This is a genomic window from Sphingomonas ginkgonis (assembly GCF_003970925.1).
Classification (GTDB): Bacteria; Pseudomonadota; Alphaproteobacteria; order Sphingomonadales; family Sphingomonadaceae; genus Sphingomicrobium; species Sphingomicrobium ginkgonis.
The window spans coordinates 1,890,374-1,914,602 of record NZ_RWJF01000001.1 but is presented as its reverse complement, the minus strand read 5'-3'; the positions used below and the strand labels follow the sequence as shown (position 1 = coordinate 1,914,602).

The window sequence follows — 24,229 nt, the reverse complement described above, 5'->3', positions numbered from 1 at the left end:
AAGACGTCAGCAGGAGCAGATCTTGCGCTTGGGTCGTTTCGGCGCCGTGGCGGCATATTCCTGCGGGGTCAGCCAGCCATTGTGGTCGCCGTCCGCCTGCGCGAACTTCTGCTCGGTCCGCGCGGCCCACTCGTCAAAGCTCAGGCTGCCATTGCCGTCGCGGTCGAGCTTGGCGAAGGCCTTGCGTCGCGGGTCGAGCAGCTCGGCTATGCTGACTTTCCCGTCGTCGTTGCGGTCGGCGCGGGCGAAGCGCCTGCCCTCCTTGTCCTTGGGATCGGCGGCAGGCGGGTCGAGATCCGGCAGTTCCGGGCTCCCGCTCATGCTGGCGCTCGCCAGCGCGGCGGTGGCGGCGGGTGCCGCGGGTCCGGTCGTCGGCGCGTTCGCCGCGCGTCCCTGCCAGAAAATGAAGGCGCCGGTCAGCGCGAAGAAGGCGGCCGCGGCGCCCGCCAGAAGACGCATCATCTCGTGTTTCCCCCAAAACCCGAGCAGTCGATCCGGCGCCCTTCTTGTCTCTTGCGCGGGCTAGCGAGTCAATGCGCCGGTGAGCCGGTGGCGGAGCGCCGCCCAGCCGCGTGCCGGCCCGGGCTCGGGCAACAGCGGGTGGCCCGAGGCGAGATCATAGGCGGACAGCGCGGAAAGCACGCTGATCGCGCGCAGCTGGCGGGGTGCGGGCGGGATGCTGGTGAGCAGCTCGCGCGCAGCTCCGAGCAGGAGCGCCCGGGCCGAATCGTCGCTCGCGTGCCGGGCGCCGTCGACCAGCGACCAGAACTCGCCCGCCGGTCGCGCCGCGGCGACATCGGCCTGGAGCAGCCGGGCGGCGAGCGCGAACAGCATTCGCCCCCGCCGCTTGAGCCCGGCGACCTGCTCCGCGCCCCATGGAAAGGGCTCGAGCAGCGGCAGCCAGCCGTCCTCGAGGCGGCTCAGCTCGGCGCCGCTGATGCCGCGGACAAGCAGCTCGGCCTCGCTTGCCTGAAGCCGCGGCTCTGCCGGCGCCGCATGACCCTCCGAGTCGAGCTGCTCGAGCTGCTCGCGCCACCACGCCAGGCGGACCGCGCCGAGCGGCGGCTGCGAGGAGGAAGCAACCACGTCGGCGAAGGCGAGGTCGATTCCCCACAGCGCCTCTATCGCCGGGCGAATGCGCGGCGGGGTCGCCTCGAGGGCAATGATGCGGTCGCGGTCGAGCGGCCGCTCAGCGATAGCAGACCGCCTTCGCCGCCTTCACCACGTCGGCGTCCTTGATCAGCGCCAGCTTCTCGAGATTGGCGGCATAGGGCAGCGGCACGTCGACGTTGGTCACGCGGGTGACCGGCGCGTCGAGGTCGTCGAAGCCTTCCTCCATGCAGATCGCGCTGATCTCCGAGGCAATCGAGCAGGTCGGCCAGCCTTCCTCGACGACCACCATCCGGTTGGTCTTCTTGAGGCTGGCGAGTAGCGTGCTCTTGTCGAGCGGGCGAAGCGTGCGGAGGTCGATCACCTCGGCCTCGATCCCCTCGCCCTTGAGCTGGTCCGCCGCGGCGAGCGCGACTCCGACCCCGATTGAGTAGCTGACGAGGGTCACGTCCTTGCCCTCGCGCACGACCCGCGCCTTGCCGATCGGCAGGACATAGTCGTCGAGCTGCGGAACGTCGAACTTCTCGCCGTAGAGCAGCTCGTTCTCGAGGAACACGACCGGATCCTCGCTTCGGATCGCGGCCTTGAGCAACCCCTTGGCGTCCGCCGCACTGTAGGGCGCGATCACGATCAGTCCGGGAACGCTGGCATACCAGGGACCATAGTTCTGGCTGTGCTGCGCGCCGACCCGGGCGGCCGCACCGTTGGGCCCGCGGAACACGATCGGGCAGCGCATCTGGCCGCCCGACATATAATTGGTCTTGGCGGCCGAGTTGATGATGTGGTCGATCGCCTGCATCGCGAAGTTGAACGTCATGAACTCGACGATCGGCTTCAGCCCGCCCATCGCGGCGCCGGTACCGAGCCCCGCGAAGCCATATTCGGTGATCGGCGTGTCGATCACCCGCTTGGCGCCGAACTCGTCGAGCAGCCCCTGGGTCACCTTGTAGGCACCCTGATACTGCGCGACCTCCTCGCCGATCACGAACACGCGCTCGTCCTTGCGCATCTCCTCGGCCATCGCGTCGCGCAGCGCCTCGCGGACGCTGGTCGGGGCGACGGCGGTGCCGGCGGGCACCTCGGGATCGTCGTGGGTCTTGTGGACGTCGGCGACCAGCGCGCGGGCGGCGGTCTCCATCTGGTGCGGGGTCGGCGTACCCTCGGGCTGCTGGGACGAGGACTGCGGAATGCTCGGCGCCTCGGCGGTGGCGGGCTTGGCCTCCTCCGCGACGGGCGCCTCGGCCTGCGCCGGAGCTGCCGGTGCGGGCGCAGCGCCGGCCTCGCCGTTCATCTCGGCGATCGGCGCGCCGACCTTCACCCCCTCGGTGCCCTCGGGAACGAGGATCTTGCTGATCGTCCCCTCGTCGACCGCCTCGAACTCCATGGTCGCCTTGTCGGTCTCGATCTCGGCCAGGATGTCGCCCGACTTGACCGCGTCGCCCTCCTTGACCAGCCACTTGGCCAGGGTCCCTTCCTCCATCGTTGGCGACAGGGCGGGCATCTTGAGCTCGAGCGCCATCAGTAGCTCTCCACCAGCACGTCGGTGTGGAGCTCGGCCGCCTCAGGCTCGGGCGTTTCCTCGGCGAACTTGGCAGCTTCGACCACGATGTCCTTGATCTCCTTGTCGATCTGCTTGAGCTCGTCCTCCCTCGCCCCGAGCGCCTCCAGCTCCTTGGCGGCGCGGTCGATCGGGTCGTGGTGCTCGCGGAAGCCCTGGACTTCCTCGCGGCTGCGATACTTGGCCGGATCCGACATGGAGTGGCCGCGATAGCGGTAGGTCTTCAGCTCGAGGATGATCGGGCCGTTGCCGCCGCGCACCCACTCGAGCGCGGTCTCGGCCGCGCCGCGCACCGCCAGCACGTCCATCCCGTCGACCTGCAGGCCGGGAATGCGGAAGCTCTCGCCGCGCTTGTAGAAGTCCGGCTCCGAGGCGGAGCGGGCGACAGACGTGCCCATGGCATACTGGTTGTTCTCGATCGCGTAGATCGCCGGCAGCTTCCACAGCTCGGCCATGTTGAAGCTCTCGTAGACCTGGCCCTGGTTGGCCGCGCCGTCACCGAAGTAGCTGAGGCAGACTCCGCCGTCGCCGCTGTACTGGTGCTTGAAGGCGAGCCCGGTGCCGAGGCTGACCTGCGCGCCGACGATGCCGTGTCCGCCGTAGAAGCCATGCTCGACGCTGAACATGTGCATCGAGCCACCCTTGCCCTTGGAGATGCCGGCGGCGCGGCCGGTCAGCTCGGCCATGATGACGTTGGGATCGATCCCGTAGGCGAGCATGTGGCCATGATCGCGGTAGCCGGTGATGACGCTGTCCTTGCCGACCGTCATCGCGCTCTGCAGCCCGACCGCGACCGCTTCCTGGCCGATGTAGAGGTGGCAGAAGCCGCCGATCAGCCCGAGGCCGTAGAGTTGGCCCGCGCGCTCCTCGAAGCGGCGGATGAGCAGCATCTGCTTGTAGAAGTCGAGCAGCTGGTCCTTGCTGGCCTCGAACCGCGTCGGTTCGGGCGGGCGCGCGCGGTTGGGCGTCAGCGGCGGCGTTTCGGCAGAAGCGGTGGGTTTGGCGGAACGCGCCACGGGGACCTCGACTGTAAAGATGTGACAGTCGGCCTATAGGATTGCCGTTCCGCGGCGGCAAGGCGACCCGGGGCGGCGCCGACCTACTTGTCGAGCGGGACGATCACCTCGTCGGGGCGGACCAGCCCGAGGTCGCGGCGGACCAGTTCGTCCGCCATGTCGGGGTCGGCCTTCTTGGGGTCGAGCAGCGCCGAGCGATGCTGCAGCTCGTCCTTCTGCGCCTCGAGCGCGGCGAGCTCCTTCTTCCGCGACTGAAGGTCACGATGATAGCCGCCCCACGCCAGCAGCCCGTTCGGGCCCGCCACCGCGTGACCGGCGAAGGTGCCAAGAACGACGAGCGCCACGGCAGGTATCGCCGCGCGACGGATCAGACTGATGCTCTTGCCCCCGGTCATGACGACACAGAATCAGAATTGGCCGCTCAGCGCAAGGAGTTGCGCTTGTGGTGAACGAATAATTTCCTCAGCGAGCGCGGCGGCAACGCTCGGCCCAGTCGAGCACGTTGCGCAGCATCGCGCCTCCCGCAGGCGTGAGCACCGATTCTGGGTGGAATTGCACCCCCATCTGCAGCGCCTCCGGATGGCTGATCGCCATCGCCATGCCGTCGATCTCTCCATGCACCACGAAGCTCTCCGGCACCGCCGGGGTCGACAGCGAATGGTAGCGCGCGATCCGCTGCGGGCTGGGCAGCCCGGCGAACGGCCCCTCCCCGTCATGCTCGAGCAGCGAGGCCTTGCCGTGGACCGGCGCCGGCGCCCGCTGCACCGCGCCGCCGGCCCGCTGGACAATCGCCTGGTGACCGAGACAGACTCCGAACAGTGGCACCTTGCCGCGGGCGAGATCGATCAGCTCGGAGCAGCATCCGCTGTCCTCTGGCGTGCCCGGTCCGGGCGAGAGGAGGATCAGCGCGCCGCGCTCCTCGGCCAGCGCCAGCGCTTCCTCCGGCGCGACCGTGTTGCGCAGCACCGTCACTTCCGCGCCGAGCCGTTCGACCGCCTCGACCAGGTTGAAGGTGAAGCTGTCGAGATTGTCGATCATGACGACCTGGTCGATCATCGGGCGGCCTCCGAGGCGGCGATGGCGGAAAGGATGGCGCTGGCCTTGCGGCGGGTCTCGTCCGCTTCGGCCGCAGGGTCGCTGTCGTAGACCACGCCGGCGCCGGCGCGGACCTCCGCCATTCCGTCGCGGACCAGCGCCGAGCGGATGATCACGCCGGTGTCGAGCGTCCCTTCCCCCGACAACCAGCCGATCGCCCCGCCATAGGCGCCGCGCCGCCGCCCTTCCGCCGCCCGGATGAGCTGCGTCGCCCGAAGCTTGGGTGCGCCCGACAGCGTGCCGACGTTGAGCCCTGCGACCAGCGCATGGAGCGCGTCGTAGCCACCCCGGAGCAGCCCGGTGACCGAGGACACGAGGTGCATCACCCGGGCGTAGCGCTCGACCGTCATCAGCCTGTTGACCCGCCGCGAGCCCGCCCGCGATACCCGCGCCACGTCGTTGCGGGCGAGATCGACCAGCATCATGTGCTCGGCGATCTCCTTGGTATCGAGGCGCAGCTCGGCTTCGAACCGGTCGTCCTCGTCCGCATCGGCGCCGCGCGGGCGAGTGCCGGCGATCGGCTTGATCTCGACCTCCAGCTCCCCCTCGGCGCGGCGGACCCGGACTGAGGTCTCGGGCGAGGTGCCGAACAGGGTGAAGCCCTCGGCGGCGACGAAGAACATGTAGGGACTGCGGTCGAGCGAGCGCGCCGCGGCGAAGGCGGCGAGCGGGTCGGCGCAGGCCGTGGCGAACCCTCGCGAGGGCACGACCTGGTAGACATCGCCCGCCAGCACATGCTCCTTCATGTCGAGCACCAGCGCGCCGAACTGCTCGTCGCTGAGATCAGGCTCGCCCTGCGGCGGCGCGCCGAGTGCCGGCACGGCAAGCGGCGCGACGGAAGCAGCCCGGGCGGCGATCTCTGCCATCCGCCCGGCCGCCGCCCCCTCGCCCTCGCCGTTGAAGCCGGTGCAGACGATCCGCGGCGCGAGGCCGGGCTCGAACACCACCAGCGATTCGGCCAGCCAGAAGAGGAAGTCGGGCACCCCGCTCGGATCCCCCGTGGCACCCGGCAACTCCTCGAACAGCTCGACATGGTCGAACGCGACGATCCCCAGCAGCGCCACCGTGAAGGGCTCCTCCGGACTGTCGTTGCGAAGCCCGGTCGAGAGCGCGCGCAGCACATCGAAGGGCGAAGCGGCGAGCAGCCGCGCCTCGGCATCGTCGCCGGTGGCCCGCTCGAACCCGATCGCCAGCCGGTCGCTGTCGCGCTCGCTCGTGCCGAACCGCTCGGCGAGGCTGCCCAGCAGGGTCCGACCGTTGGCGCTCACCGCGGTCACCGTGACCTGCTGCCCGCGGCACTCGATCCGCAGCGCCGCCCGCTCGAGCAGCAGGCTGGCGCCCGCCAGCGTCTCGAGCAGCATCGTGTCCCGCCGCGCGCCGCGTCCGGTCAGCGCGGCGTAGAGCGCCAGCCGGTCGGCCTCGCTGTCGAGCCGCCGGGTCAGCGCCCGCGCGCTTCCGCAGGGCTGCCGCTCGGCCTTCACGCGAGCTGCCGACCCACCGCGGCGACGATCGGCTTCAGCTGCCCCATCATCTGCTCGAACTGCTGCGGGTAGAGCGACTGCGCGCCGTCGGACCAGGCGGCGGACGGATCGCGGTGGACCTCGACCAGGATCCCGTCCGCGCCGCAGGCCGCCGCCGCCAGCGCCATCGGCACGACGAGGTCGCGGATCCCGGTGCCGTGGCTCGGGTCGACCAGCACCGGCAGGTGCGTGCGCTGCTTGATCCAGGGAATGGCGTTCAGGTCCAGCGTGTTGCGGGTCGCTGTCTCGAAGGTGCGAATGCCGCGCTCGCACAGCATGACCTGCTCGTTGCCCGACGCCATGATATATTCGGCGGCGAGCAGCAGCTCGTCGAGCTTGGCCGCGATCCCGCGCTTCAGAAGCACCGGCTTGGACGCCCGCCCGACCGCCTTCAGCAGCGCGAAGTTCTGCATGTTGCGCGCGCCGATCTGCAGCGCGTCGGCATGTTCGCAGATGACGTCGACATCGCCGCTCTCCATCACCTCGGTGACGACCGGCAGCCCGGTCTCGTCGCCGATGCGGCGGAGGATCTTCAGCCCCTCCTCGCCATGACCCTGGAAGGCATAGGGGCTGGTCCGCGGCTTGTAGGCGCCGGCGCGCAGCGCGTGGCCGCCCGCCTTCTTCACCGCGCCGGCAGTCTCCCGCATCTGCTCCTCGGTTTCGACCGCGCAGGGGCCGCCAACGACGGTGAAGCCGCGCCCGCCGACCGCCACCTTGCCGAGCCGTACCACCGTGTCGTGCGGGTGGAGCTCGCGGCTGACCAGCTTGTACGGGGCGAGGATCGGCTTGACGCTCTCGACATAGGGATGCCCCTCGAGACGAAGCTCGGAGAGGACCCGCTCGTCGCCGAGCGCGCCGAGCACGACGCGCTCCGCTCCCGGCATGTGGAGGGGCTTCAACCCCTTTTCCTCGATGCGGGCGAGGAGTTCCTGCGCGATCTCGGGAGTGGCTTCGGGCTTGAGGACGATGATCATGCTGGGTCTCGGAGGTCTCGAATGAAGGGCAAAAAAAAGCCCGCCTCGAGGGAGGCGGGCTGGTCGTCGGATCGAAGCTCTCGCTCCGGTTACACGATCGCGGCGCACGCCTCCTCAGCCGGCGGACGCCACCACCAGCGGAACGAAGCGACAAGGGCCGTGCGAACGGTCATCGCGGGTCTGATGAGCCGTTCGCGCGCCATCGTCAACGCGTTTTCGTCGCCTTGAGCGCGAGCCGCCCGGCGTAGCGGCCGCTCGAGCCCAGCTCCTCCTCGATCCGCAGCAACTGGTTGTACTTGGCGGTGCGGTCCGAGCGGGCGAGGCTGCCGGTCTTGATCTGCCCACAGTCGAGCGCCACCGCGAGGTCGGCGATCGTCGAGTCCTCGGTCTCGCCGGAGCGGTGCGACATGACCGCGGTATAGCCGTGGCTCTGCGCCATCCGAACCGCCGCGATCGTCTCGCTGAGCGTACCGATCTGGTTGACTTTGACCAGGATCGAATTGGCGATCCCGTCCTGGATCCCCTGCCCCAGCCGCTCGACATTGGTCACGAACAGGTCGTCGCCGACCAGCTGCACGCGGTCGCCGAGCTTGTCGGTCAGCGCCTTCCAGCCTTCCATGTCGTCCTCGGCCATGCCGTCCTCGATTGAGGCGATCGGATAGTCGCGGGCGAGATCGGCGAGGAAGTCGGCCATCTCGACCGACGACAGCGACCGCGCGTCGCCGCCCGAGCGGCCCTCCTTCTGCCCCAGCAGGTAGCGGCCATCCCGGAAGAACTCGCTCGCCGCGCAGTCGAGCGCCACCAGCACCTCGTCACCGAGCCTGTAGCCCGCGTTCTCGGTCGCCTTGGCGATGAGGTCGAGCGCCTCGCGGGGGGACGCGATGTTCGGCGCGAAGCCGCCTTCGTCGCCGACCGAGGTCGACAGCCCCTTGCCGTGCAACTCGCTCTTCAGCGCATGGAAGATCTCGGTGCCGCAGCGCAGGGCTTCCGCGAAGCTCTCCGCGCCGACCGGCATGATCATGAATTCCTGAAAGTCGATCGGGTTGTCGGCGTGCGCGCCGCCGTTCAGGATGTTCATCATCGGCACTGGCAGCAGGTGCGCCGCGACTCCGCCGACGTAGCGATAGAGCGGGAGCCCGCGCGCGTCCGCCGCGGCCTTCGCCGCCGCGAGGCTGACCCCGAGGATCGCGTTGGCGCCGAGCCGGCCCTTGTTGTCGCTCCCGTCCAGCTCGATCATCGCCTGGTCGAGCTCGGCCTGATCCTCGGCGTCAAGACCGACCACCTCGTTGGCGATCTCGCCGTTGACCGCCTCGACCGCCTTCTCGACGCCCTTGCCGCCCCACCGGCTCTTGTCGCCGTCGCGCAGCTCGACCGCCTCGTGCGCACCGGTCGAGGCACCCGAGGGCACCGCCGCCCGCCCCATGCTGCCGTCCTCCAGCGTGACGTCCACCTCGACCGTGGGATTGCCCCGGCTGTCGAGGATCTGGCGGGCGTGGACGTCGATGATCGCGGTCATTGAAGGTGGCCTCCGGTCGGAAATCTCGTTAGGCTCGGCGCCCTATCGGTCCGTCGTGCACACGGCAACATTCGTGGCGCACAACCGGAACGAAGGCGTGCGACCCGCAGTTTGGGCAAGTGAATTGTTCATCTGCGTCAAGGAGGTCCGCATGGCCGACACCAACCAAATGCCGGAAGGCACCGATACGATCATCGAGGGCGCCGGCGCGCCCCGTTCGTCGACCACCGGCAATACCAGCAACACCGACGTCTCCGGACAGGGTGCCGCCATCGGCGCCGCGTCTGGCAGCGACCTTGAAGGGGATTTGATCGTGAGCGACACGGACCGCACCACCCCGGCCCGCACCTCGAATAGCAGCAGCACCTCGTCCTCGTCGAGCAGCTCGTCGGGCGGCATCCGCGAGAGCCTGAAGAGCGGCGGCGACAAGCTGAAGAGCGAAGTCTCGACCCGCACCTACGGCCTCGTCGGCCAGGGCCTCGAGCGCGGCAGCGACGCGCTGCAGAACGTCTCGGCGCTGATCAACGACACCGTCGCCGGGATCGAGGACAAGCTCGGCCCGCAATATGCCGACTATGCCCGTTCCGCGGCCACCTCGCTGCAGTCGGCGGCGACCAACCTCGGCGGCAAGGATCCCGAGGAGCTGATCGATGACGTGCGCGAGCTCGTCCGCAAGAGCCCGGGGGTCGCGCTGACCGGCGCCGCCATCCTCGGTTTCGCACTTGTCCGGCTGGTCAAGGCCGGCAACGAGGCGGGCACCAGCGGTACGCGTAGCAGCAGCAACCGCGCGCCGAGCGTCGACAACGACTGATGCTCAAGCCGCGCGATGAGGCAGGCGCGCCCGAACCCGATAGCCTCGGCGAGCTGTTCCACCGGCTCGTCGAGGACGGGAAGGCTTACGCCCAGGCCGAGGTCAACCTCTACAAGACCATCGGCACGGAGAAGCTCCAGGCCTGGAAGACCCCGGTCATCCTGCTGGCGGTCGCCGCCTTCTTCGCGCACGTCGGTGCCCTGAGCTTCGCCGCGACGGTCTTCGTCGCCTTCGCCCAGATCATGAACCCGGCGCTCGCCGGCGTGGTCACCACCCTGTTGTTCCTGGTGGTGGCGGCGGTCGTCGGCAAGATCGGGATCAACAAGCTGAAGGCTCCCAAGCCATGACGACGGACGTGAAGATCGCGCGCGCCCGCGGCGAGGCGGAAGCGGCCCGGGCGAAGCTGATGGGAACGGTGGACGAGCTCAAGGCTCGGCTGTCGCCCCAGAAAGTCACCTCGGATGCCATCCAGGGTGCCAAGAACAAGTCGATCGAGGTCGCGGACCAGACGGTCACGGCAGTCAGGCAGCGGCCCGGAATGGCCGCCGGCGTGGCCGCCGCGGCGGCCCTGTTCCTCGCCCGCAAACCCCTGTTCGCGACCGTTGCCGGCTGGTTCTCCGGCAGCGACGATCGCGACACCCCAGACGAAACGGCGTCCGAGCGGCGCCATCGCGTAACGGAGAAAGAGTAATGGCCACCAGCACCAACGAGACCGGCAGCCGCTCGAGCAGCACCGGGAGCAGCGCTTCCTCCTCCAGCAGCCGGATCGACGATGTCCGTGAGCGGATCGGCGATCTTGGCAGCGACATCACCGACCGGGTCGGCTCGGCCCCGCTGATCGCGCTTGGCGCGGGCGCGGCGCTCGGTGCGCTGATCGCCTCGGTCCTGCCGCGCAGCGACCGCGAGACGGAGATGCTCCGCCCGCTCGGGCAGAAGCTCAACGAGGCGAGCCGCGGCGCGCTCGATCGCGGCCGCGAGATGGGCCGCGAGAAGTTCAACGAGCTCGCCGGCGACAAGGTGCGCGAGTTCTTCGGCGCGGGCTCGAACAGCGACAGCTGAGTCGCCCCGCATCGCGGACGATCGGCCCCGGTGCGGTTCCCGCCGCATCGGGGCTGACGTCGTCCGCCCTTTTTGCTAGCGACCTTGCCCCATGAGCAAGCTTCACCTCGTGTTCGGCGGGCGGGTCAAGGATCCGCAGGGCCTCGATTTCGACACCAAGAGCGTCGACCTCGTCGGCATCTACGACAATTATCACGACGCGGAGGAAGCGTGGCGCGCCAATGCGCAGCGCACGGTGGACGACGCCGAGATGAAATATGTGGTGGTCCACCTCCACCGCCTGCTCGAGCCCGAGCTGAAGGACTAGGCAGACCGGGCGGCGCCGGGCGCGCCGTTCACCGCGTGCGCGAGGCGCTCAGGCCTTGCGGTAACGCCACAGCAGCAGCGGGCGCTGCAGCAGCAGCCCGGCGACGAACCCGCCGACATGCGCGGGCGTGGCGAGCATCATCCCCTGCTCGCCCATCAGCCAGCCGAAGGCGATCTGCAGCAGCGTCCAGCTGACCGCCAGCCAAACCGCATGAAGCAGGCGGTTCACTCCGATGCTGCGGGTCAGCTTCTTGGGCACCCCGAACATCAGTCCATAGGCGCCGACCAGCGCGCTGATCGCACCGCTGGCGCCGATCATCGGGTTTATCGAGGCAGGATTGACCGCAAACTGGGTCAGCCCGGCGACGTAGGCGCCGACGAGATAGAGCACGGCGAAGCCGAACGCGCCGAGCACCCGCTCGACCTGCAGGCCGAAGAAAACCAGCGCCACCATGTTGAGGAACAGGTGCGCGAACCCGCCGTGGACGAGGGTCGCGCTGAGTGGGGTCAACCAGGCCGGCACCGCGGGCGCCAGGTGGTAGACGCCCAGCAGCCGCGCCGGCACCAGCCCGAACAGGAAGGCCGCGCGGTCGTCCGCGCCGAGCGCGAAGATCAGCAGCGAGACGGCGAGCGTCACCGCCGTGGTCAGCGCCGTGGCGGTGACCTTGAAGCGGCGACGTTCCATCAGCACCCTAGATGAACTCGATCGATTCGATCTCGTAGTAGCGGTCGCCCGACGGCGTCGCGACTTCGACTTCCTCGCCGACCTGCCGCCCAATCAGCGCCCGGCCGAGCGGCGAGTTGTAGCTGATCCGCCCGACCTTGGCGTCCGCCTCCTGCTGGCCGACCAGCTGGTAGCGGACCTTCTTCTCGTCCTCGTCGAGCAGTCCGACGGTGGCGCCGAACACCACCTTGTCGCCCGACAGGGTGGTCGGGTCGATCACCATGGCGCGGCTGAGCCGGTCCTCGATGTCGGCGATCTGCGCCTCGATCTGGCCCTGCCGCTCCTTGGCGGCATGATATTCGGCGTTCTCCGACAGGTCGCCGTGCGCGCGGGCTTCCTCGATCGCATCGACGATCTGCGGACGCTCCAGCTTCAGCCGCTTCAGTTCGTCCTCAAGCTGCCGATAGCCTTCGGCCAGCATCGGAACCTTCTCGCTCGCCATTCTCCGCCCTGTCCTTTGTCAAAACCCCGCCCCGGCGCCCGGAAGCGCTTCAAACAAGCCGGCGGTGGGGGAAATTCACTGTTTGGAGGCGGAATAATAGGACTGGAGCGACCTGACTTCAAGCGGACGTCCCCGCAGCGCCGCGATCGCCCTCGCCACGGCCGCGCTCGCCGCCGCGGTGGTGAAGTAGGGCACCTTGCTGGTCAGCGCCGTGGCGCGGATCGCCTGGCTGTCCTGCAGCGACTGCCAGCCCTCGGTCGTGTTGAAGACCAGCTGCACCTGTCCGTCGAGCAGTCGGTCGACGATATGCGGCCGCCCCTGAGCCACCTTGTTGACCCGCTCGACCGGGATCCCCGCCGCCTCGAGGTGCGCCGCGGTGCCGGTCGTCGCGATCAGCCTGAAGCCCAGTTCGACCATCTGCTTGGCGGTCGCGAGGATCGGTTCCTTGTCGCTGTTCTTGACCGACACGAACACCGTCCCCGAGTCCGGCAGGACGATCCCGCTGCCGATCTGTGACTTGGCGAAGGCGATGTCGAAATCGCGATCGATTCCCATCACTTCGCCCGTGCTCTTCATCTCGGGCCCGAGCACCGGGTCGGTCCCGGGGAAGCGCGCGAAGGGGAAGACGCTCTCCTTCACCGCGATATGGTCGATGTGGCGATCGAGCGGCGGCAGTCCGGCGAGCGCCTCCCCCGCCATGACCCGCGCCGCCATCTTGGCGACCGGCTTGCCGATCGCCTTGGCGGTGAACGGCACCGTCCGACTGGCGCGCGGGTTCACCTCGATCAGGTAGACCTCGCCATCCTTCACCGCGAACTGGATGTTCATCAGCCCCTGGACCTTGAGCGCCAGCGCCAGCTCGCGCGCCTGTCGCTCGATCTCGGCGACCACGCTGTCCGACAGGCTGTAGGGCGGGATCGAGCAGGCGCTGTCGCCAGAATGGACTCCGGCCTCCTCGATGTGCTGGAGCACCCCCGCGATCGCCACGTCGGTGCCGTCCGAGATGGCGTCGACGTCGACCTCGATCGCGTCGCGCAGATAGCGGTCGATCAGCACCGGACTAGTCCCCGACACCTGCACCGCGGTGGCAATGTAATTGTCGAGCTGGGCGATCCCGTCGACCACCTCCATCGCCCGCCCACCCAGCACGTAGCTCGGGCGCAGCAGCACGGGGAATCCGATCCGCTCGGCCACCTGCACCGCCTCGTCGCGGCTGCGCGCAATGCCGTTGGCGGGCTGCTTGAGCCCCAGCTTGCTGACCAGCGCCGCGAACCGCTCGCGGTCCTCGGCAAGGTCGATGCTGTCGGGCGAGGTGCCGAGGATCGGCACCCCCGCCGCCTGCAGCTCGGCCGCCAGCTTGAGCGGAGTCTGCCCGCCGAGCTGGACGATGACGCCCTTGAGTCTGCCCTTCTCGGTCTCCTGCGCGACGATCTCCAGCACGTCCTCGGCGGTCAGCGGCTCGAAATAGAGGCGGTCGCTGGTGTCCGGGTCGGTCGAGACCGTCTCCGGGTTGCAGTTGACCATGATCGTCTCGTACCCGGCATCGCGCAGCGCGAAGGCGGCATGGCAGCAGCAATAATCGAATTCGATTCCCTGCCCGATCCGGTTTGGCCCGCCGCCCAAGATCATCACCTTCTCGCGGTCGGAGACATTGGCCTCGTCCTCCGCCTCGCCGAACAGTGGCGCCTCGTAGGTCGAGTAGAGGTAGGGCGTGGAAGCGTCGAACTCGGCCGCGCAGCTGTCGATCCGCTTGTAGACCGGGCGGACGCCGAGCTTGTGGCGCAGCGCGCGCACCTCGGCCTCGGTGATCCCGCCGGTCATCGCGCGAATGGCGTCGTGGACGATCCCCGATCCGCGCGCATTGGCCTCGCCCATGCCGCGGTGCGCGTGCGCCGAGCGCAGCGCGAGTTGCGCCAGCCGCCCGTCGGAAAAGCCCATCGCCTTCAGCCGGCGCAGGCCCGCCGCGTCCTGCGGCAGCCCCTCGGCGCGGACCTGCTCCTCGGCACGGACGATTTCCGCCAGTCGTTCGACGAACCAGGGATCGAACCCGGCGAGCTGGCAGATCCGCTCGACGGTGAAGTTGTGGCGCAGCGCCTCGGCCGCGACCAGCAGCCGGTCGGGGGTCGAGCGGGTCAGCGCATTCTCGATCACCTCGGGCGCGGCATTTTCGAGCTCGCGCACCCGGTCGAGCCCGCAATAGCCGACCTCCAGCCCGCGCAGCGCCTTCTGCAGGCTCTCGGCGAAGCTCCGCCCGATTGCCATCACCTCGCCGACCGACTTCATCGCGGTCGACAGGATCGCCTCGGCGCCCTTGAATTTCTCGAACGCGAAGCGCGGGATCTTGGTGACGACATAGTCGATCGTCGGCTCGAAGCTCGCCGGGGTCGCGCCGCCAGTGATGTCGTTGGCGATCTCGTCGAGCGTGTAGCCGACCGCCAGCTTGGCCGCGACCTTGGCGATCGGGAAGCCGGTCGCCTTGGACGCCAGCGCCGAGGAGCGCGACACGCGCGGGTTCATCTCGATCACGATCATCCGCCCGGTCTTCGGATCGACCGCGAACTGGACGTTGGAACCGCCTGTTTCGACACCGATTTCGCGCAGCACCGCGATCGAGGCCGAGCGCATCCGCTGATATTCCTTGTCGGTGAGTGTCAGCGCCGGGGCGACGGTGATCGAGTCCCCCGTATGGACCCCCATCGGGTCGATGTTCTCGATCGAGCAGATGATGATGGCGTTGTCCGCGCGGTCGCGGACCACCTCCATCTCATATTCCTTCCACCCGACCACGCTCTCGTCGATCAGCACCTCGGTGGTCGGGCTCGCCTCCAGCCCCGACTTGACGATCTCGAGATATTCCGCGCGGTTGTAGGCGATCCCGCCGCCCGTTCCGCCGAGCGTGAAGCTGGGGCGGATGACGGCGGGAAGACCCACCGTCTCCAGCGCCGCGACCGCTTCCTCGACCGTGTGGACGATCGCCGACTTGGGGCTCTCCAGCCCGATCCGGTCCATCGCGTCACGGAATTTCTGCCGATCCTCCGCCTTCTCGATCGCCTCGGCATTGGCGCCGATGAGCTCGACCCCTAGCCGCTCCAGCGTCCCGTCCTTCGCCAGCGCCAGCGCGGTGTTGAGCGCGGTCTGGCCACCCATCGTCGGCAGCAGCGCGTCGGGCCTCTCCGCCTCGATGATCTTGGCCACCATCGCCGGCGTGATCGGCTCGATGTAGGTCGCGTCCGCCAGTTCGGGATCGGTCATGATCGTCGCCGGGTTGGAATTGACGACGATGACCCGGTAGCCCTCGGCCTTCAGCGCCTTGACCGCCTGGGACCCCGAATAATCGAACTCCGCCGCCTGCCCGATGACGATCGGACCAGCGCCGATGATGAGGATGGAGGAGATGTCGGTACGCTTAGGCATGTGCTTCTTTTCTGGAGATGTGCAGCGCCCCCTCACCCGCTCGGCTCCGCCGAGTCGCCTCTCCCCACTGGGGAGAGGATGATGTACAGGGCATCGGTGCCGACCAAACTCCCTCTCCCCGGCGGGGAGAGGGCTGGGGTGAGGGGGCACCACGCCGATGATGAAGCGACTGACGCCGATCGCGCGCAGGCTTCGGCAAGACAGCACCGACGCCGAGCTGCGCCTCTGGTCCCGCCTGCGTTCCCGTCAGCTCGAAGGCGCGAAGTTCGTCCGGCAATTTCCGATCGGGCGTTATGTCGCGGATTTCGCCTGCCGGTCGGCCCATCTGATTGTTGAGCTTGACGGTGGTCAGCATGGACCGGCCGTCGATGCGACACGGACCCGTGAGCTGGAAGCGTTCGGCTATCAGGTCGTTCGCTTCTGGGATCATGACGTGCTGGAGGACACCGACGCGGTGCTCGAGGCGATCCGTGCCGAGCTCTTGCTGGGGTTCGGCCGACGGGAGTGAATGCGAGGATGGAGCCCCCTCTCCCAACCCTCTCCCCGCTGGGGAGAGGGCTAAGAAAGGGCACCACCGAACTCCCTCTCCCCGACGGGGAGAGGGCTGGGGTGAGGGGTTCCCGAAGCTCTCCTTCACCCCATCATCCCCACGAACCGCTCGAACAAATAGAAACTGTCCTGCGGCCCCGGGCTCGCCTCGGGGTGATACTGCACAGAAAACGCCGGCCGATCCGTCAACTCGATCCCGCAATTGCTGTCGTCGAATAGGCTCACATGCGTCTCCCGCACGTTCGCCGGCAGCCCGCCGCGCTCGACCGCGAAGCCGTGGTTCATGCTGGTGATCTCGACCGCCCCGTCCGCAAGCCGCTTGACCGGGTGATTGGCGCCGCGGTGGCCCTGGAACATCTTGGCGGTGCGGCCGCCGACGGCGAGCGCGAGCAGCTGGTGCCCGAGGCAGATGCCAAACAACGGCTTGCCCGTGTCCAGCATCTGCCGGATCACCGGGATCGCATATTCCCCGGTCGCCGCCGGGTCGCCCGGTCCGTTCGACAGGAAGAAGCCGTCGGGCCGGTGCGCCATGATCTCCTCGAAGGTCGCGGTCGCGGGGACAATCGTCACCCGCGCGCCGGCCTCGACGAGGTTGCGGAAGATGTTGCGCTTGGAGCCATAGTCGACCGCGACGACATGCGCCCGCGCCGGCTCGCCCCCAGCATGCGGCAGCGGCGAGTCGCCATAGCCGAGCTCGATGTCCCACGCCCCGCCCGACCAGTGCTCGACCTGCTCGCGGCTGACGTCTTTCGCCAGGTCCATGCCCTCGAGCCCCGGCCACTCCGCCGCCATGCGCTGCATCGCGTCCATGTCGAACCGCCCGTCCGCGGCGTGGGCGATCACCACCGTCGGCGGCCCCTCCTTGCGGACCAGCCGGGTCAGCGCCCGCGTGTCGACCCCGGCCAGCCCGATCCGCCCGTGACGCGCCATCCAGGTCGGGAAGTCGATCTTCGCGCGGAAGTTGGAGGGCTGGGTCACCGCTTCACGGACGATGCAGCCGATCGCGTGCGGGTCGTCCGCCTCGACATCCTCGTCGTTGGCGCCGACATTGCCGATGTGCGGGAAGGTGAAGCAGACGATCTGCCGCGCGAACGACGGGTCGGTCATCACTTCCTGATAGCCGGTCATCGCGGTGTGGAAACAGAGCTCACCGACCTCCGCGCCTTCAGCCCCGAACCCCTGCCCCCACACGACCCGGCCGTCGGCGAAGACGAGGACTCCCGTCGCGCCCGGCGGCTGGGGCGCGGACAAGGGTCGTGGATCGGCCAAGGCTCTGGGCTCCCGTGCAAGGTTTTGCGACGATGTCGTTAAGCCACAGCCGCTAGGCGCATCGGCCCGGCCCGTCAACGGCTGGTCAGCGTGGGGCAAGAACGCTACGGCGCTGCCATGATCAGGGACGACATCAAGGCCGCGCTGGTGAGCGCCATGAAGAGCGGCGACAAGCCCGCGACCGGCACCATCCGCCTCATCCAGAGCGCGCTCAAGAACCGCGACATCGAGCTTCGCACCGGCACTGCCCCGGCGGACGACGACGCGCTCGTCACCGAGGTGCTGCAGAAGATGATCAAGCAGCGTCGCGAGTCCGTCGAGCTCTACCGCAAGGGCGGCCGCGACGAGCTGGCCGACGCCGAGCAGGCCGAGATTGGCGTCATCGAGCGCTTCCTGCCCAGGCAGCTGTCCGACGACGAAGCGCAGGCCGCGATCCGCACGATCGTCGTCGACACCGGTGCTTCCTCGATGAAGGACATGGGCAAGGTCATGGCCGAGGTGAAGTCGCGGCTGGGCACCCAGATCGAACCGGCCCGTGCCAGCGCGCTGGTCCGCGCCGCGCTCGCTCAAGGGTAACGCGCGACCTCGCGGAACTCGGCCGCGGTCTCGCCGCCGACCAGCGTCTCGCCGTCGAGCGACACCCAGACATGCGCCTTGAGCGGCCCCTCGCCGGGTCGAGCGATCCCGTAGTGGAGCCGCGCGTCATGACCGCGCCGGCGCAGCATCCGCTGCAGCGCCAGACCCTGCGGGAAGCAGACCATCGGCCACGGCAGCTTGCCCGCGGCGCTCACCACTGCGCTGGCCAAATGGCGCGGAGCGACGCCGTCGTCGTGGCCGGCGGCAGGCTGACCGAAGGCGAGTGTCTTGAGAAAGGGGCGGACGCGGATCAGCAGCCAGGCCGCGACCAGCGCCGCGGCCGCCTCGGCAAGCAGGCGGCGCCGCTCGGGCGTGACAGCGGCGAAGCGCGAGAGAAGACGGCGGGCCACGCGCCCCGACTGCCCTCCTCCTGCCGGCCATGCAATACAAAGCGGACGTGGCTCGCTAGACCGGTAGGATGATCGACCGCGCGCCGACCTTCACGCCCGGGTTCCGGCTGCTCGTCGAGGCCTGCCGCGAGGCGTTTGCGCCCGGAGCGACGGCGCGGCTCGAGCCTTGGCTGGAAGCGGGCGCGAAGGAAGCGCTTCCGCTCGCCCGGCGGCACCGCGTGCAGGGGCTGGCCTGGCGCGGGCTCGAACCGCTTGCCGATCGTCTGCCCGAAGCCGTCCGGGCGGGACTCAGTCACGACAGCCGCGACATCGCGCGGACCGGGCTCCAGTCGCTGCTCGCCTGCCGCCAGCTACTCGACGCACACGCACGGGCCGCCATTCCGCTGCTGTTCCTCAAGGGACTGCCGGTCGGCATGCTCGCCTATGGCGCGCCGTTCGTGAAGATGAGCTCCGACATCGACATGCTGGTGCTGCCCGGCCATGTCGAGGCGAGCGCCGACATTCTCGAGGCGCAGGGGTTCGCCCTAGTCCTCCCCCGGCACCGACGCCGGCTCCGCTCCTGGCACGGCTGGCACAAGGAGTCGGTGTGGGAGCGAGGAGACGGACTGGTGGTCGAACTGCACGACGCCGCCGTCAGCCACCCCCGACTGCTCGCCGGTCTCGACGCCAACGCGCCCAGCCAGCCGGTGGAGGTCGCGCCGGGGATCGTCCTGCCGACCTTCGCGGACGACATCCTGTTTGCCTATCTTTGCGTCCACGGCGCCTCCAGCGCCTGGTTCCGGTTGAAGTGGATCTGCGATCTCGCGGCGCTGCTGCGCGAGCGATCGGCGGCGGAGGTGCTCGAACTGCACCGGCGGGCGCTTGCTCTCGGCGCAGGGCGTTGCAGCGGCATGGGGCTGCTCGTCGCCGTTGCCTTGTTCGATCCGCCGTGGCGCGCCGCGGTGGAGGCGCTCGACGACCCGGTCGAACACCGGCTCGCGCGGCTCTCGCTTCGCGAGCTTGCCGCGTCCAAAGCGCCGCTCGACCGCCCATTCGGCTCGGTTGCGCTCCGGCTCAGCCAGCTCGCGCTTGTCCCCAAGCCGGGCGCCGGCGCGGCGGAGGCGCGGCGGCAGGCGATCGAGGTCGTGCGGATGCGGCTCGGGCGCTAGCCGATGCGAAGGTGGCGCGCCTCGCCGCCCTCTTCCGCCGCGGCGGCCTGGGTCAGCGGCAGCGCCATCAACGCGACGCAGTAGGCGAAGACCATCTCGATCGCGATCGTCCGCAGCGGATAGTCGACGATGCTGTGGAGCAGCAGCACGCCGCTGGCGATCGTCGCCGCGCGCGCGTGCCCGCTCCCCGCCGCCGAGCGCCAGATCACCACCGTCCGCCATGCCCACCAGCCGACGAACAGGACGACGAGCAGCAGGCCCGGCAGGCCGGTCTCGAGCGCCAGCTCGAGATAGTCGTCGTGGGCGTGGTTGACGAAGTCCAGGGTCACCGTGTTCGGGTTCTCGCTGGTCGGATAGATGGTCGGGAAGGTCCCGAGACCGCTTCCCACCGGCATGTAGGTCGGGATGAGGCCGACGGTATGATGCGCAAACTCGGCCCGGGTGTCGAAGCTGGCGACCTTGTTGGCGCCGCGCATGCCGGCCGGCACGCCGCCCGAGAGCATGACGGCGACGGCCCCCGCCCCGACGGCCAGCGCCAGCCCGAGCAGCGTCAGGCGGGTGGTGCGGCTGGGCTTCAGGACCAGCGCGGCGGCACCGAGCAGCGCGGGGAGCATGAGCACGGTCGCGGCGATCGAACCGCTGAGCAGGATTCCGAGCAGCAGCAGGAGCAATCCACCCAGCCCCGCGCCGGCGAGCCCGGCCGAGCGGCGGTCGCGCTTGTTTCGGCTCATCCGCATGACCAGCGCGGCAAGGAAGGGCACAGCGGTCACCAGCAGGATCGCGAGGTGATTGGCGTTGGCGAAGAAGCCGGTCGCCGCGCCGAGATTGGTGTCGGGGTAGAGGTACCAGTGCGCCTCATCGCCCGTGTTGCTCACCTGCAGCGTGCCGAGCAGGATGTTGGCCAGCGCAACACCGACCAGCACCAGGCTGAAGCTGCCGCGCCGGACATGCGGGAACCACAGCACGGCCATCAACATCGCAACCGCCGGCAGCAGCGTGAGCGCGGTGGAAAGGCTGGTCGACGGCGCGAGCGACACGGGTGCCCAGGGCAGCGACTGGCCGAGCAGCGCAAATCCAGCCGCGATCGGAGCGCGTCCGGGAAGCGCGCTCCACAGGGCTGGCGGGAGCGGAAGAATCTGGAAGGCGACAAGCAGGACGACCAGCCCGATCATCGCGAGCATGAAGCGGTCGCTGCTCTCCAGCGCCCGGTCCCGGCGCACCCAGACGGTGGCAGCCATGACGGCGACGGCGACAAACTCGAGAAGAAGCTTGCCCCACAATCCCTGCGCACTGCCGCCCAGCAGCAGTCCGAGCGCGAAGAAGGCCGGCAGCCCGAAACGCGCGAAGCGATCGGCCATCATCAGCCCTCCCGTCCGAGCTGCAGCCGCGACACCGTCGCCGACAGCGTCTGGCTGCTGTCCTGCATCCGGCCGACCAGCTCGAGCCGCTGCACCGGGCAGTTCTGCGCCGGAACGACGAAGCTGCCGGCGACCGGCCCACTGCGGAGCGGAAGGCTGCCGAGCACCGCCTTGCTCGCGACGCAGGTCAGCGTCCAGGACAGCGCCCCCTGCGGATTGCCGTCGACGGACATGGCCAGCCGGTAGCGTCCGGGCGACAGCAGCAGGTGTTGGCTGGCGAGGGTCGCGTCGGAACGGCCATAATAGACGATGTTCAGGCCCCCGCTCCCCGGCTCCGCAAGGCCGGCATCGCTGGTCGGAATGGACCAGTTGAACGGTGGCGGGGAGCGCTTGTCGGCAAAGCCGGCATTGTAGAGACCGCCTGCCGGCGCACGCACACCCGACAGGCCGGACCAGACAGTGTAGGCGGCCGCTGCCTGCTCCTTGTCGATCATCGCCTGAGCCAGCGTCTGCACCCATCCAGGCACCGGACGGTTCGGCGCCGGCGTTCCCGCAAGCGCCAGCACCAGCTTCGCATTGTCGGCGTTGGCTGCCAGCGTGGCCAGCACCTGCTCCTTGAGCGCGGGATCGGAGGCAAGGACCGAGCGGACCCGCGCCGGGTCATGGCCCTGCCGCAGATAGGCGGAAATGGCGGGGCCGATCAGGGCGTCGGCGTTGGGCAGCAGCCGCGCCAGCGCCGCCAGTTCGCGCAGGCCGTCGAGGTCGCGGCCGCCGGACAGATAATGCTGGGCGAGGAAATAGCGTGCGGCCACGTTGCGGGGATCGCGTCGGCGAACCTCGGCGAAATCATGTTCGGCGGCTGCCGCACGCCCGCTTGCGACCGCCTGGGTACCGGCGACCAGGAATGGCGCCGTGGCGAGCGGCGCAGCGGCAAGGCTGCCGCCGACTTCCGCGATAGCGTCGGCCGACGGCGCTTGGCCCTTCGCGGCGGCTTCGCCGATCTTGGTGAGCCCCTGCTGGATGCGGACCTGGGGGTGCCCCGGCCAGACCGCCGCCGCAGCCTGCGGATGATTGGGCAACAATGCATCGGTCAGCCCGACCCGCAGCACCGCGGCGCCGAGCAGCACCGCGCCAACCCCCACCAGCGCCCGTCGCAACTCGGTCAGACCTGCTGCGGGATCAGCTGGATACGCGGACGCTTGTCGCCGACCTCGTCATAACGATAGGCCGAATAGCCGTAGCCGTAACCGCTCGAGGCCTCGTTGGCCTTGGTCAGCGTGGCGCCGATCACCTGGGCACCCGTGGCTTCGATCCGGTTCAGCGCGTCGATCACGGCGCGGGTACGGGTCCGCCCCGCCTCGACCACCAGCATGACGTTGCGGCATGCCGCGGCGAGCAGCGGGGCATCGGCGAGGCCGAGCACGGGCGGAGCATCGACCAGCACCATGTCGAAGTGCTGCAGCGCCTCGGTGAGGATCTCGGCGAAGCGGCCCGTCGACAGGAGGTCCGCCGGGTTGGGCGGACGCGCGCCGCAGGGCAGCAACCACAGGCCTTCGTGCTGCGTCGGCATGATGTCGCCGTCGATCTTGTCGTGCGAGGTCAGCAGGCGCGTCAGCCCGCGCTGGTCGCTCGACGATTTGAATGCGGGGTTGCGCAGGTCGGCGTCGATCAGCAGCACCTTCTGGCCGCGGCGGGCGCAGTTCTGGGCCAGCGCAAGGCAGGTCGACGACTTGCCCTCGGCCGGCCGCGCACTGGTCAGGGTCAGCACCCGCGGCGTGCCGCTGTCGGTACTGAACCGAAGCGAGGTGAGCACCGCGGAGTGGGCCTCCGAGACGGTCGAAGTCGGATCGCGCAGCTCATCGAGGAACTCGGTTTGCGCCCGCGCCTTCGGGATGGCGCCGAGGCAGGCGATGCCGAGCTTGGTCCGGACATCCTCGCGATTGCGGATGGTGTCGTTGATCAGCTCGAGCGCCACCGCCGCCGCGATCCCGGCAAGAAGACCGGCCAGCGTGCCGATCATCAGGTTGAGCAGCAGGTTGGGCTTGAACGGTCCGCCCGGCACGTCGGCATGGTCGACCACGGACACCGGAGCGGTGCCGATCCCGCCGGCGACGCCGATCTCCTTGTAGCGCTGCAGCAGGGCGTCATACAGCGACCGGTTGGTATCCACGTCGCGCTGGAGGATGTTGTACTGGATGCTCCGGCCCCGCAGGTCGAGCACGGAACCCTTGAGCCCGGCGACCCGCGCGCGCAGGCCATTCTCCGCCGACACGGCAGCCTGGTATTCGGCCTCGACCCCCGACACGCGACCGCTGACCGCCGTCGCCGACTGGGCCGCGATCTGGCGGTCGAGTTCGGCGATCTGCTTGCGCTCGGCGAGCATGTCCGGATGCTCGGGCTTGAAGGTGCCGAGCTTCTGTTGATAGTCCGCCTCGAGCGCCGCCTTCTGCGTGCGCAGCGGAGCCCCGGCCTCGAGACCCGCCGACTGCGCGGCCAGCCTGGCCGACCGGACCGCGCCTTCCGCCGACACCCGCTTGGCCGTGGCGTCCGCCAAGGCCTTGTTCAGCGCAACGAGCGAGTCTCCCTGCAGCGACGACGTATCGCCGGTGGGCTTGCCGTCCGCCCCCGCAGAGGCGGTGTTGATGATGCCTTGCGACTGGGCATAGGCGACCAGCTGCCGCTCGCCCCGCTCGAGATCGCCGCGGACCTTGGCGATCTGGTTCTGGAGGAAGGTCCGCGCGTAGGCGCTCGCCTCGAACTTGCGCTGGAGATTGGAGTTGATGAACGAATCCGCGATCCCGTTGGCGATCCGCGCGGCGCGCTGCGGGTTGGTGTCGACATAGCTGAAGCGGATCAGCGTGCCTTCTTCCGGCGCGATCACGTTCAGCCCGCCCTGGATGCGCCCGGCAGCGGACTTGATCCGCGACTGCGCTGTCCCCCCGGTTCCAACGAAGTCCGCGTCGGCCGCGAGGTTGAGATCCTGGGCGACCCGCTCGGCCAGGCTACGGCTGCCCAGCAGCCCGACCTGGGTCGCCACCGCGTCCCACGCCTGCGCGCCGCCCTGCTGGCGCTGCCGCGATTGTTCGTCCGAGACATCGACCGACGGCGGGTTGACCTCGATCGTGACCCAGGTCTTGTACAAGGGACGGGTCAGCAGCGTCATCGCGACGCCGAGCGCCAGGCCGACCGCGAGCGCGGAGATGATCAGCCAGCGCCACTCGGAAATGATCCGAAGCAGGCTCGCGAGGTTGAGCTCGGACGCGGGATGGTAGCGCCGCTCCTCATAGTAGCGGCCGTCGCGAAGATCGTTCCGCTCCAGTGCAAGCGTGCCCGGCTCGGTCGGTAGAGCCAGGTTCTTTCCATTGTCGTTCACA

25 protein-coding genes are annotated in these 24,229 nt (G+C 69.2%); 8 read left to right on the top strand and 17 right to left on the bottom strand.

The window, feature by feature from the left end:
* Positions 1–6: 6 nt before the first annotated feature.
* The 9 genes from HMF7854_RS09385 to eno all read right to left on the bottom strand — a co-directional run bounded on the left by HMF7854_RS09385 (position 7) and on the right by eno (position 8,789).
* A complete protein-coding gene (locus HMF7854_RS09385) occupies positions 7–462 on the bottom strand; it encodes an EF-hand domain-containing protein (protein ID WP_126718860.1) in 456 nt (151 codons plus the stop codon).
* A 60-nt stretch (positions 463–522) separates the two neighbouring features.
* Positions 523–1,086 (bottom strand): hypothetical protein, encoded by a 564-nt coding sequence (locus HMF7854_RS09380; RefSeq protein WP_126718859.1) that lies wholly within the window; start codon positions 1,084–1,086, stop codon positions 523–525.
* Positions 1,087–1,189: 103 nt separating this feature from the next.
* Positions 1,190–2,629, bottom strand: a complete 1,440-nt coding sequence (locus HMF7854_RS09375) for a pyruvate dehydrogenase complex E1 component subunit beta (protein WP_126718858.1) — start codon at positions 2,627–2,629, stop codon at positions 1,190–1,192.
* Complete coding sequence (gene pdhA, locus HMF7854_RS09370) at positions 2,629–3,684, bottom strand: pyruvate dehydrogenase (acetyl-transferring) E1 component subunit alpha (protein WP_126718857.1); 1,056 nt, start codon at positions 3,682–3,684, stop codon at positions 2,629–2,631. Before pdhA ends, HMF7854_RS09375 begins: the two co-directional genes overlap by 1 nt.
* Before the next feature lie 83 nt (positions 3,685–3,767).
* Positions 3,768–4,079 (bottom strand): FtsB family cell division protein, encoded by a 312-nt coding sequence (locus tag HMF7854_RS09365; RefSeq protein WP_126718856.1) that lies wholly within the window; start codon positions 4,077–4,079, stop codon positions 3,768–3,770.
* A 67-nt stretch (positions 4,080–4,146) separates the two neighbouring features.
* A complete protein-coding gene (locus tag HMF7854_RS09360) occupies positions 4,147–4,740 on the bottom strand; it encodes an anthranilate synthase component II (protein ID WP_126718855.1) in 594 nt (197 codons plus the stop codon).
* A complete protein-coding gene (locus HMF7854_RS09355; RefSeq protein ID WP_185829229.1) occupies positions 4,737–6,260 on the bottom strand; it encodes an anthranilate synthase component 1 in 1,524 nt (507 codons plus the stop codon). The genes HMF7854_RS09360 and HMF7854_RS09355 overlap by 4 nt, the downstream gene beginning before the upstream one ends.
* Complete coding sequence (gene aroF, locus HMF7854_RS09350; RefSeq protein WP_126718853.1) at positions 6,257–7,273, bottom strand: 3-deoxy-7-phosphoheptulonate synthase; 1,017 nt, start codon at positions 7,271–7,273, stop codon at positions 6,257–6,259. Before aroF ends, HMF7854_RS09355 begins: the two co-directional genes overlap by 4 nt.
* 205 nt (positions 7,274–7,478) lie before the next feature.
* Entirely contained in the window at positions 7,479–8,789 is a 1,311-nt protein-coding gene (gene eno / locus HMF7854_RS09345) for a phosphopyruvate hydratase (RefSeq protein ID WP_126718852.1), read from the bottom strand.
* 151 nt (positions 8,790–8,940) lie between these two features.
* On the opposite strand from eno, the gene HMF7854_RS09340 reads away from it, so the two are divergent.
* The 5 genes from HMF7854_RS09340 to HMF7854_RS09320 all read left to right on the top strand — a co-directional run bounded on the left by HMF7854_RS09340 (position 8,941) and on the right by HMF7854_RS09320 (position 10,966).
* Entirely contained in the window at positions 8,941–9,600 is a 660-nt protein-coding gene (locus HMF7854_RS09340) for a hypothetical protein (RefSeq protein ID WP_126718851.1), read from the top strand.
* Complete coding sequence (locus HMF7854_RS09335) at positions 9,600–9,947, top strand: phage holin family protein (protein WP_126718850.1); 348 nt, start codon at positions 9,600–9,602, stop codon at positions 9,945–9,947. Before HMF7854_RS09340 ends, HMF7854_RS09335 begins: the two co-directional genes overlap by 1 nt.
* Complete coding sequence (locus HMF7854_RS09330; protein ID WP_126718849.1) at positions 9,944–10,291, top strand: DUF3618 domain-containing protein; 348 nt, start codon at positions 9,944–9,946, stop codon at positions 10,289–10,291. The genes HMF7854_RS09335 and HMF7854_RS09330 overlap by 4 nt, the downstream gene beginning before the upstream one ends.
* A complete protein-coding gene (locus tag HMF7854_RS09325; protein ID WP_126718848.1) occupies positions 10,291–10,659 on the top strand; it encodes a hypothetical protein in 369 nt (122 codons plus the stop codon). Before HMF7854_RS09330 ends, HMF7854_RS09325 begins: the two co-directional genes overlap by 1 nt.
* 91 nt (positions 10,660–10,750) lie before the next feature.
* Positions 10,751–10,966, top strand: coding sequence for a DUF4170 domain-containing protein (locus tag HMF7854_RS09320; RefSeq protein ID WP_126718847.1), 216 nt, complete (start codon positions 10,751–10,753; stop codon positions 10,964–10,966).
* Between the two features lie 48 nt (positions 10,967–11,014).
* On the opposite strand, the gene HMF7854_RS09315 is transcribed toward HMF7854_RS09320, so the two are convergent.
* The 3 genes from HMF7854_RS09315 to carB all read right to left on the bottom strand — a co-directional run bounded on the left by HMF7854_RS09315 (position 11,015) and on the right by carB (position 15,545).
* Positions 11,015–11,650 (bottom strand): rhomboid family intramembrane serine protease, encoded by a 636-nt coding sequence (locus tag HMF7854_RS09315; protein WP_126718846.1) that lies wholly within the window; start codon positions 11,648–11,650, stop codon positions 11,015–11,017.
* A gap of 7 nt (positions 11,651–11,657) precedes the next feature.
* Entirely contained in the window at positions 11,658–12,131 is a 474-nt protein-coding gene (gene greA, locus HMF7854_RS09310) for a transcription elongation factor GreA (RefSeq protein WP_126718845.1), read from the bottom strand.
* Between the two features lie 75 nt (positions 12,132–12,206).
* Positions 12,207–15,545 carry a carbamoyl-phosphate synthase large subunit gene (gene carB, locus HMF7854_RS09305; protein WP_126718844.1) on the bottom strand — a complete coding sequence of 1,113 codons (3,339 nt, stop codon included), beginning with the start codon at positions 15,543–15,545 and terminating at the stop codon, positions 12,207–12,209.
* A gap of 157 nt (positions 15,546–15,702) precedes the next feature.
* On the opposite strand from carB, the gene HMF7854_RS09300 reads away from it, so the two are divergent.
* On the top strand, positions 15,703–16,053 hold the full coding sequence (locus HMF7854_RS09300; protein WP_126718843.1) for an endonuclease domain-containing protein: 351 nt from the start codon (positions 15,703–15,705) through the stop codon (positions 16,051–16,053).
* A 125-nt stretch (positions 16,054–16,178) separates the two neighbouring features.
* On the opposite strand, the gene carA is transcribed toward HMF7854_RS09300, so the two are convergent.
* Positions 16,179–17,363, bottom strand: a complete 1,185-nt coding sequence (gene carA / locus HMF7854_RS09295) for a glutamine-hydrolyzing carbamoyl-phosphate synthase small subunit (RefSeq protein ID WP_126718842.1) — start codon at positions 17,361–17,363, stop codon at positions 16,179–16,181.
* Between the two features lie 117 nt (positions 17,364–17,480).
* On the opposite strand from carA, the gene HMF7854_RS09290 reads away from it, so the two are divergent.
* Complete coding sequence (locus HMF7854_RS09290; RefSeq protein WP_126718841.1) at positions 17,481–17,939, top strand: GatB/YqeY domain-containing protein; 459 nt, start codon at positions 17,481–17,483, stop codon at positions 17,937–17,939.
* Here the strand turns inward: HMF7854_RS09290 and HMF7854_RS09285 are convergent.
* Entirely contained in the window at positions 17,930–18,349 is a 420-nt protein-coding gene (locus HMF7854_RS09285) for a lasso peptide biosynthesis B2 protein (RefSeq protein WP_185829228.1), read from the bottom strand. The genes HMF7854_RS09290 and HMF7854_RS09285 overlap by 10 nt on opposite strands.
* A 68-nt stretch (positions 18,350–18,417) precedes the next feature.
* Here HMF7854_RS09285 and HMF7854_RS09280 point away from each other — a divergent pair, with 68 nt between their 5' ends.
* Positions 18,418–19,497: a nucleotidyltransferase family protein gene (locus tag HMF7854_RS09280; RefSeq protein WP_126718839.1), complete on the top strand. Its 1,080-nt coding sequence runs from the start codon at positions 18,418–18,420 to the stop codon at positions 19,495–19,497.
* On the opposite strand, the gene HMF7854_RS09275 is transcribed toward HMF7854_RS09280, so the two are convergent.
* From HMF7854_RS09275 to HMF7854_RS09270, 3 genes are read right to left on the bottom strand one after another with little or no spacing between them, the layout of a single operon-like run.
* Positions 19,494–20,858 carry an O-antigen ligase family protein gene (locus tag HMF7854_RS09275; protein WP_185829227.1) on the bottom strand — a complete coding sequence of 455 codons (1,365 nt, stop codon included), beginning with the start codon at positions 20,856–20,858 and terminating at the stop codon, positions 19,494–19,496. The genes HMF7854_RS09280 and HMF7854_RS09275 overlap by 4 nt on opposite strands.
* Complete coding sequence (locus HMF7854_RS15775) at positions 20,858–21,997, bottom strand: hypothetical protein (protein ID WP_185829226.1); 1,140 nt, start codon at positions 21,995–21,997, stop codon at positions 20,858–20,860. Before HMF7854_RS15775 ends, HMF7854_RS09275 begins: the two co-directional genes overlap by 1 nt.
* A 20-nt stretch (positions 21,998–22,017) precedes the next feature.
* Positions 22,018–24,228, bottom strand: a complete 2,211-nt coding sequence (locus tag HMF7854_RS09270; protein ID WP_185829225.1) for a GumC family protein — start codon at positions 24,226–24,228, stop codon at positions 22,018–22,020.
* Between the last annotated feature and the right edge of the window lies 1 nt (position 24,229).

Bases quoted from the DNA above. Each gene is read 5' to 3' on its own strand.
- HMF7854_RS09275 (WP_185829227.1), bottom strand. From the start codon at position 20,858: ATGATGGCCGATCGCTTCGCGCGTTTCGGGCTGCCGGCCTTCTTCGCG.
- greA (WP_126718845.1), bottom strand. From the start codon at position 12,131: ATGGCGAGCGAGAAGGTTCCGATGCTGGCCGAAGGCTATCGGCAGCTT.
- HMF7854_RS09315 (WP_126718846.1), bottom strand. From the start codon at position 11,650: ATGGAACGTCGCCGCTTCAAGGTCACCGCCACGGCGCTGACCACGGCG.
- HMF7854_RS09280 (WP_126718839.1), top strand. From the start codon at position 18,418: ATGATCGACCGCGCGCCGACCTTCACGCCCGGGTTCCGGCTGCTCGTC.
- HMF7854_RS09320 (WP_126718847.1), top strand. From the start codon at position 10,751: ATGAGCAAGCTTCACCTCGTGTTCGGCGGGCGGGTCAAGGATCCGCAG.
- HMF7854_RS09375 (WP_126718858.1), bottom strand. From the start codon at position 2,629: ATGGCGCTCGAGCTCAAGATGCCCGCCCTGTCGCCAACGATGGAGGAA.
- HMF7854_RS09360 (WP_126718855.1), bottom strand. From the start codon at position 4,740: ATGATCGACCAGGTCGTCATGATCGACAATCTCGACAGCTTCACCTTC.
- HMF7854_RS09330 (WP_126718849.1), top strand. From the start codon at position 9,944: ATGACGACGGACGTGAAGATCGCGCGCGCCCGCGGCGAGGCGGAAGCG.
- HMF7854_RS09385 (WP_126718860.1), bottom strand. From the start codon at position 462: ATGATGCGTCTTCTGGCGGGCGCCGCGGCCGCCTTCTTCGCGCTGACC.
- HMF7854_RS09340 (WP_126718851.1), top strand. From the start codon at position 8,941: ATGGCCGACACCAACCAAATGCCGGAAGGCACCGATACGATCATCGAG.
- eno (WP_126718852.1), bottom strand. From the start codon at position 8,789: ATGACCGCGATCATCGACGTCCACGCCCGCCAGATCCTCGACAGCCGG.
- carB (WP_126718844.1), bottom strand. From the start codon at position 15,545: ATGCCTAAGCGTACCGACATCTCCTCCATCCTCATCATCGGCGCTGGT.
- HMF7854_RS09365 (WP_126718856.1), bottom strand. From the start codon at position 4,079: ATGACCGGGGGCAAGAGCATCAGTCTGATCCGTCGCGCGGCGATACCT.
- HMF7854_RS09290 (WP_126718841.1), top strand. From the start codon at position 17,481: ATGATCAGGGACGACATCAAGGCCGCGCTGGTGAGCGCCATGAAGAGC.
- HMF7854_RS09300 (WP_126718843.1), top strand. From the start codon at position 15,703: ATGATGAAGCGACTGACGCCGATCGCGCGCAGGCTTCGGCAAGACAGC.
- HMF7854_RS09325 (WP_126718848.1), top strand. From the start codon at position 10,291: ATGGCCACCAGCACCAACGAGACCGGCAGCCGCTCGAGCAGCACCGGG.
- aroF (WP_126718853.1), bottom strand. From the start codon at position 7,273: ATGATCATCGTCCTCAAGCCCGAAGCCACTCCCGAGATCGCGCAGGAA.
- HMF7854_RS09335 (WP_126718850.1), top strand. From the start codon at position 9,600: ATGCTCAAGCCGCGCGATGAGGCAGGCGCGCCCGAACCCGATAGCCTC.